Below are 6,237 nucleotides of genomic sequence, written 5' to 3' on the forward strand. Positions count from 1 at the left end.
GAGACGGCACAAACGTGAAGGGCGGACGGTTGCATTCCGGACGCCCCATCGCGGACACTCGTCCCAGGCGGCGCTCCGGAACGAAGCCCCAAAAACCAAGAATGAGGAAACGCACCATGCCCCTGCCCTTTCTGAGCGGTCTGCGCGTCATCGATCTCGGCCAGTATCTGCCGGGCCCCTACGCCGCCCAGATGCTGGCGGACCTTGGCGCCGAGGTGGTGAAGGTGGAGCCGCCGAGCGGCGACCCGCTGCGCCAGATGGGGCCCACCGACGCCGACGGCGCGACCGCCGCCTACAAGCTGCTGAACGCCGGCAAGACGGTCATCCGCCTGAACCTGAAGGACGAGGGCGACCGCACCGCCTTCGAGCGGCTGATTGCCGGGGCCGACGCCCTGGTGGAGAGCTACCGGCCCGGCGTGCTGGACAAGCTGGGGGTCGGCCACGACCGGCTGCGCACGCTGAACCCGCGGCTGGTCCACGCCAGCCTGTCCGGTTGGGGCAGCTCCGGCCCCTACGCCCGGCGGGCCGGCCACGACCTGAACTACATGGCGGTCGGCGGGGGGCTGGATTCCTCGGGCACGCCCGACCGCCCATCGATCAGCCACCCGCCGGTCGCCGACTTCGCCTCGGCGCAGCAGGCGGCGCTGGCGGTGGTCGCCGCCCTGTTCGGGCGCCAACGCAGCGGCGAAGGCTGCTTCCTCGACCTGTCGATCATGGAGACGGTGCTGGGCTGGCAGGGTTTCAACCTGACCGCCGACGCCCGCGGCGAGGTCCCGGCCCGCGGCGAGGCGCTGCTGTCCGGCGGGGCCGCCTGCTACCGCATCTACCGCACCGCCGACGGCCGCTTCGCCACCCTGTCGGCGCTGGAGGCCAAGTTCTGGCAAGGCTTCTGCGCGGCGGTGGGGCGCCCCGACTGGATCGCCCGGCAGGCCGACCCACTGCCCCAGAGCGCCCTGATCGCCGAGTTGGACGCCCTGTTCGCCGGCCGCAGCCTCGCCGACTGGAAAGCGCTGCTCGACCCGGTTGACTGCTGCTTCGAGGCGCTGCCGACGCTGGCGGAGATGCCGGACCACCCGCACATCGCCGCCCGCGGCCAGATCCGCGTCACGCCGGGGCCGGAGCCGCTGGTGGAAACCCTGATGGGCCTGCGCGTCGACGGCGGCACCCCGCCCGAGCGGGCGCCCTTGCGCGAGTCCAGCGCCGCCGCGGTGCTCGCCGCCTGGACGTGAGGCTTACAGGGCGATGAGGGGTCCGCCGCCGTCGCGCGGTGGCCGCACCTCCAGCGGGCCGCGGCGGGCGCCCATCAGGCTGGCCTTCGACAGGTTCGCCGCCGCGTCGTCACAGCCGCGCAGGTCGGCGGAGGCGAGGTTGGCCATCTCGAAGCTGGCGCCGGCCAGCCGGGCCCCGGTCAGCCGCGCGCCGCGCAGGTCGGCGGCGGCCAGGGTGGCGTTCGTCAGGTTGGCCGGCCAGCTCCGCCCGGTGGGGGTCCCATCCGGATTGCGCAGGTCCACCATGCCGAGGTCGGCGCCATGGAGGTCCGCCCCGGTCAGATCGGCGGCGCTCAGGTTCGCCCCGGTCAGCACCGCCTGGTCGAGCCGCGCCCGGCGCAGACTGGCCCCACCGAAATCGGCCAGCGAGAGCGAGGCGTTGGACAGCCGGGCCTCGTCCAGCTTGGCGTCCCGGAACACCCCGCCCGACAGATCGCAGGCGGTGAGGTCCAGGCCACGCAGGTCCATCCCGGTGAAGTCCGCCCGCAGCCCGGCCCCGCCGCCGCTGTTGATCCACAGGATGTGGGCGTCCAGCACGCTGCGCACCGGCGTCGGCAGGGCATCGGCGTTGCGCATGTAGACGGCGCCGCTCAGGTTGGCGCCGTGGGTGTCCGCCACGGTCAGATCGACGTTGCGCAGGGTCGCCTCGCGCAGGTCGGCGTTGCGCAGGACGGCGCGGGTCAGGTTGGCACCGTTCAGCACGGCGCGCTTCATCTTGGCGCCGCTGAAATTCGCCTCGGTCAGGTCGGCCCCGGCCAGATTGGCAGCGAACAGGTTGGCGTTGCTGAAGTCGCCGCCGGCCGTCGAGGCGTTGGCCAGCTCGGCGTGGCTGAGGTCGGCGCCCTTGAAGCTGACGCCGTCCAACCGCGCGTCCGTCAGGTTGGCGGGCCGCCGCTCCTCCTCGTCCTCGCGGCCGGCGCGGTGGACCATGATCTGGCCGGGGCGCAGGTCGGCCCCCTCGAAGTCGGTGCGGGTCAGGTCGGCCTTCAGGAAGTTGGCCCCGCGCAGGTCCGCCCGCGCGAAGGAGGAGCCCACCAGCTTCGCCCGGCTGAAATTCGCCCCGAACAGGTCGGACATGGCGAAGCTGACCTCCTCAAGCTGGGCGTCGGAGAAATTGCCCTGGGTGAGGATGGCCGTTTGCAGGTTGAAGCCCTTCAGCCGGAGTCTCGACAGATCGACGCCCTTCGCCTGAAGGCGCACACCGCCCGGCCTCAGTTTGAGATAGAATAGATGGTCCCGCACCTGCTTCAGGAAATCCATGGTGCGGTCGGTCATCGGGCGGGTCCGTCGGTCGGCTGATTCCGCCCACACTACGCTTTGCGCCGGGGCAGTAAAGGAGAAATCCCCAATCGTCCGCCACCCCTGCAATGCCGGGGGCGCATGCCGGGCCAGGGCTGTGGAGCAGTCACTAAACCATTGAACAACAACGCGGTCAGGGTTTGAGAGAGGGAAAGCATGACGGGTTTCGACACGGATTGCCTGCGCCGCGCCATCGCGCTCAGCCGCACACACATGCAGGGCAACGCTGGCGGCCCCTTCGGCGCGGTCATCGCGCGGGACGGCCGGATCATCGGCGAGGGCTGGAACTGCGTGACCTCCACCAACGACCCGACGGCGCACGCCGAGGTCGTCGCCATCCGCAACGCCTGCCGCGACCTCGGCAGCTTCAGCCTTGCCGGGGCGACGGTCTACACAAGTTGCGAGCCCTGCCCGATGTGCCTATCGGCCATCTATTGGGCGCGGATCGAACGCATCGTCTACGCCAACGGGCGCGACGACGCGGCGGCCATCGGCTTCGACGACGCCTTCCTCTACACCGAGATCGCCCTGCCGCTGGAGCAGCGGGCGGTGCCCATGCAGCGCCTGCTGGCCGACGAGGCGCGCGCCGTCTTCGACGAATGGGCCGCCCGGCCGGATCGCGTTCCTTACTGATCCGGCCCTATTTCTCCGGCACGCCGTCCCGGCGGTAGGGTGACAGCTCCATAAGAGCCTCGCGCTCCGCCGCCACGCCGGGGCGCTCGCGGCGCAGGTAATCGGCGATGGCGCGGTGGAAGCCGGGGTCGGCCACCCAGTGGGCGCTGTAGGTCGGCACCGGCAGGTAGCCACGCTGGATCTTGTGCTCGCCCTGGGCGCCGGCCTCGACGCGGCCGAGCCCGCGCTCGATGGCGAAATCCAGCGCGCGGTAATAGCACGCCTCGAAATGCAGGAAGCGGTAGCTCCCGTCGGAGCCCCAGTTGCGGCCATAGAGGGCGTCGGTGCCGATCAGGTTCAGGGCGCCGGCCACCCATTCCCCCTTGTCCTTGCACATCACCAGCATGACCCGGTCGGCCATGGTCTCGCCCAGCAGGCGGAAGAAGGCCCGGTTCAGATAGCCGCCGCCCCATTTCCGGTCGGCGGTCTCCAGATAGAAGCGGTGGAAGGCGTCCCAATGCTCCGGCTTCAGATCGGCGCCGGTCAGGCTGTGCAGCCGCACGCTGCTCTCCGCCACCTCGCGCCGCTCCTTGCGGATGGCCTTGCGCTTGCGGCTGTTCAGGGTTTCCAGGAAGTCGTCGAAGCGGGCGTAGCCGCGGTTCTCCCAATGGTACTGCACCCCCTCGCGGAGCAGCCAGCCGGCCGCGCCCAAGCGGCGCCAGTCGCCCTCCTCCGGGAAGGTGACGTGGACGGAGGACACGCCGTAGCGCCGGGCCACCTCCTCCATGCCCTGGATCAGGGCGCCGGCGACCGCCTCTCCCGCCCCCGGCCGGACCAGCAGGCGCGGGCCCGGCACCGGGGTGAAGGGCACGGCGCACTGCAGCTTCGGGTAATACTGCCCGCCCGCCCGCTCGTAGGCGTGCGCCCAGGCGTGGTCGAAGACATACTCGCCGTAGGAATGGTTCTTCAGATAGAGCGGCACCGCACCGATGATCCGCCCCGCCCCGTCGAGGGCGGCGAGGTGGCTGGGCTGCCAGCCGGTGCGGCCGATGGCCGACCCCGACTCCTCCAGCGCCAGCAGGAAGGCATGGCTGAGGAACGGGTTGTCCGGCCCGGCGCAGGCGTCCCATTCCCGGGGATCGGCCAGACCGATGCCGGTCAGGACCTTGACGGTGATCGTCCCCCCGGCCTCGGGGTCGGCGCCGGGGCCGCAGTCCTTGCCGTCGGGCATATTCCCTCCTTCGCGCGTACGCCGAGGGAGGTGGGCGCTTTGCCGCGCCGCGGCAAGAGGCCCGCCCCTCCCCGGTCGGAACCCCGGATCAGGCCAGTTCGAGGATGGCATCCACCTCGACGGCGACGTTGCCGGGCAGCGACGGGGCGCCGACCGCGGCGCGGGCGTGCTTCCCGGCGTCTCCGAACACCTGCACCATCAGCTCCGACGCGCCGTTGATGACCAGTGGCTGGTCGTGGAAGTCCGGCGTGCCGTTGACGAAGCCGCCCAGCCGCAGCACGCGCGCCACCCGGTCGAGATCGCCACCGCAGGCCGCCTTCGCCTGGGCGATGATGTTCAGAGCGCACAGCCGCGCCGCCTGCTGGCCCTGTTCCACCGTGAAATCCTGGCCCAGCTTGCCGATGAAGCGGCGCTCGCCGTTCCACAGGGTGACCTGCCCCGACACGTAGAGCGTGTTGCCCGACCGGGTGTAGGGCACATAGGCCGCCAACGGGGCCGCCGCCTGCGGCAGCTCGATCCCCAACTCCTGAAGCCGCGCCTCGATGCGTCCGGCCATGCTCGTCCCTCCGTCTTCGTTGCGGCCGCCGAAACCATTCCGATGCTCGGCGGCCCGATGGGTGGCGCCCCGATGGGCGCGATACCCCGACGATAGCCCCCTCCCAGGCCGGCACCAAGAGCTTCCCGGCCCCTGCGCCACGCCCTCTCAACTGGGTAGTTTTGTCCCGGAGTCCGGGGCGCAACACCCTTTCTGCCCGGCAAAACTTTCCACCGGCGTGGGAAGGGATGTCCGCCCGGCCATTCCCGAGGCGTCATGCAACCCTGAATTATACCAATTAAGATCAATGGCTTAACCATTCTTCCGAGGACTGGCACGGGTCTTGATAGGGGAGGACCGCGCAAATGCACGTTGCCTCGCTTCGGTTTCAAGCACCAGCCGCGGGGCGAGCCTCAGAAGGAGACTTGGAACCATGGCCATCAACGACGTCACCCTCACCGCGTCGATGCGCACGAATCTGCTGCAGCTGCAGAGCGTGAACGACAAGATCGGTGTCAAGCAGAACATCCTCTCGACCGGCAACAAGATCAATTCGGCGCTCGACGGCCCGACGTCGTTCTTCGCAGCGAAGAGCCTGACCCAGCGCGCCGGTGACCTGTCGTCGTTGAAGGACGCCATGGGTCAGTCGATCAGCACCATCAAGGCCGCCGACAAGGGCGTGACCGCGATCGAAAGCATGATCGAGCAGGCGCGCGGCCTGACCACCGCCGCCTATTCCGCGCTCGGCACCGACGCCGGCTCCGTCGCCACCCGCAAGACGCTGGCCTCGCAGTTCAACGCGCTGAAGGAACAGATCGACAAGCTGGCCGGCGACAGCGGCTACGCCGGCAAGAACCTGCTGGCCGGCAACGGGCTGCGCATGGACTCCACCAGCGAGTCGCGCCGCGCCGTCAACACCATCCAGGGCATCGAGAACGCCCGCGTCACCAACGTGGTGTCGGCCGACACCTACACGGTGCGCATCAAGGGCGACGGCTCCATCGAGGGCGCGGCCGGCGAGATCAACAGCGCCGAAATGGCCCACGGCCTGGTCGGCCTGAAGCTGTCCGGCACGATGGCGACCACGCTCGGCAGCTTCTCCGACGTGCAGATCGAGGTCCGCGGCGCGTCGGGCCGCGAGCGGTCCTTCATCATCACGGACGGCAACGAGTCCCGCACGATCACCTACTTCGACAACAGCCAGACCATGGCCGCCAACACGACGACGGCGGCCAAAACGGGCACGGCGCAGATCACCCAGGTGTCGATGGGCGGCACGATCGAGGCGGGCG

Annotated in this window: 6 protein-coding genes; 3 read left to right on the top strand and 3 right to left on the bottom strand. The window is 70.1% G+C overall.

Features of this window, described 5'->3' with window-relative positions:
- Nucleotides 1-116 precede the first annotated feature (116 nt).
- Complete coding sequence (locus DXK32_RS14785) at nt 117-1,229, top strand: CaiB/BaiF CoA transferase family protein (protein WP_114859194.1); 1,113 nt, start codon at nt 117-119, stop codon at nt 1,227-1,229.
- A gap of 3 nt (nt 1,230-1,232) precedes the next feature.
- Here DXK32_RS14785 and DXK32_RS14790 read toward each other — a convergent pair whose 3' ends face one another.
- On the bottom strand, nt 1,233-2,543 hold the full coding sequence (locus DXK32_RS14790) for a pentapeptide repeat-containing protein (RefSeq protein WP_114859195.1): 1,311 nt from the start codon (nt 2,541-2,543) through the stop codon (nt 1,233-1,235).
- A 180-nt stretch (nt 2,544-2,723) separates the two neighbouring features.
- On the opposite strand from DXK32_RS14790, the gene DXK32_RS14795 reads away from it, so the two are divergent.
- The gene (locus DXK32_RS14795) at nt 2,724-3,200 is read left to right on the top strand and encodes a nucleoside deaminase (RefSeq protein ID WP_114859196.1); all 477 of its coding nucleotides are present in this window, start codon (nt 2,724-2,726) and stop codon (nt 3,198-3,200) included.
- Between the two features lie 7 nt (nt 3,201-3,207).
- On the opposite strand, the gene DXK32_RS14800 is transcribed toward DXK32_RS14795, so the two are convergent.
- The gene (locus tag DXK32_RS14800; protein ID WP_114859197.1) at nt 3,208-4,410 is read right to left on the bottom strand and encodes a GNAT family N-acetyltransferase; all 1,203 of its coding nucleotides are present in this window, start codon (nt 4,408-4,410) and stop codon (nt 3,208-3,210) included.
- An 88-nt stretch (nt 4,411-4,498) separates the two neighbouring features.
- Complete coding sequence (locus tag DXK32_RS14805) at nt 4,499-4,966, bottom strand: RidA family protein (RefSeq protein ID WP_114859198.1); 468 nt, start codon at nt 4,964-4,966, stop codon at nt 4,499-4,501.
- Between the two features lie 412 nt (nt 4,967-5,378).
- Here DXK32_RS14805 and DXK32_RS14810 point away from each other — a divergent pair.
- Nucleotides 5,379-6,237: flagellin (locus DXK32_RS14810; RefSeq protein ID WP_432612347.1), on the top strand; the 859-nt coding region annotated here is incomplete at its 3' end.

Source organism: Azospirillum brasilense (genome assembly GCF_003349955.1).
GTDB lineage: Bacteria > Pseudomonadota > Alphaproteobacteria > Azospirillales > Azospirillaceae > Azospirillum > Azospirillum brasilense_B.

Bases quoted from the DNA above. Each gene is read 5' to 3' on its own strand.
- DXK32_RS14805 (WP_114859198.1), bottom strand. From the start codon at position 4,966: ATGGCCGGACGCATCGAGGCGCGGCTTCAGGAGTTGGGGATCGAGCTG.
- DXK32_RS14785 (WP_114859194.1), top strand. From the start codon at position 117: ATGCCCCTGCCCTTTCTGAGCGGTCTGCGCGTCATCGATCTCGGCCAG.
- DXK32_RS14800 (WP_114859197.1), bottom strand. From the start codon at position 4,410: ATGCCCGACGGCAAGGACTGCGGCCCCGGCGCCGACCCCGAGGCCGGG.
- DXK32_RS14795 (WP_114859196.1), top strand. From the start codon at position 2,724: ATGACGGGTTTCGACACGGATTGCCTGCGCCGCGCCATCGCGCTCAGC.
- DXK32_RS14790 (WP_114859195.1), bottom strand. From the start codon at position 2,543: ATGACCGACCGCACCATGGATTTCCTGAAGCAGGTGCGGGACCATCTA.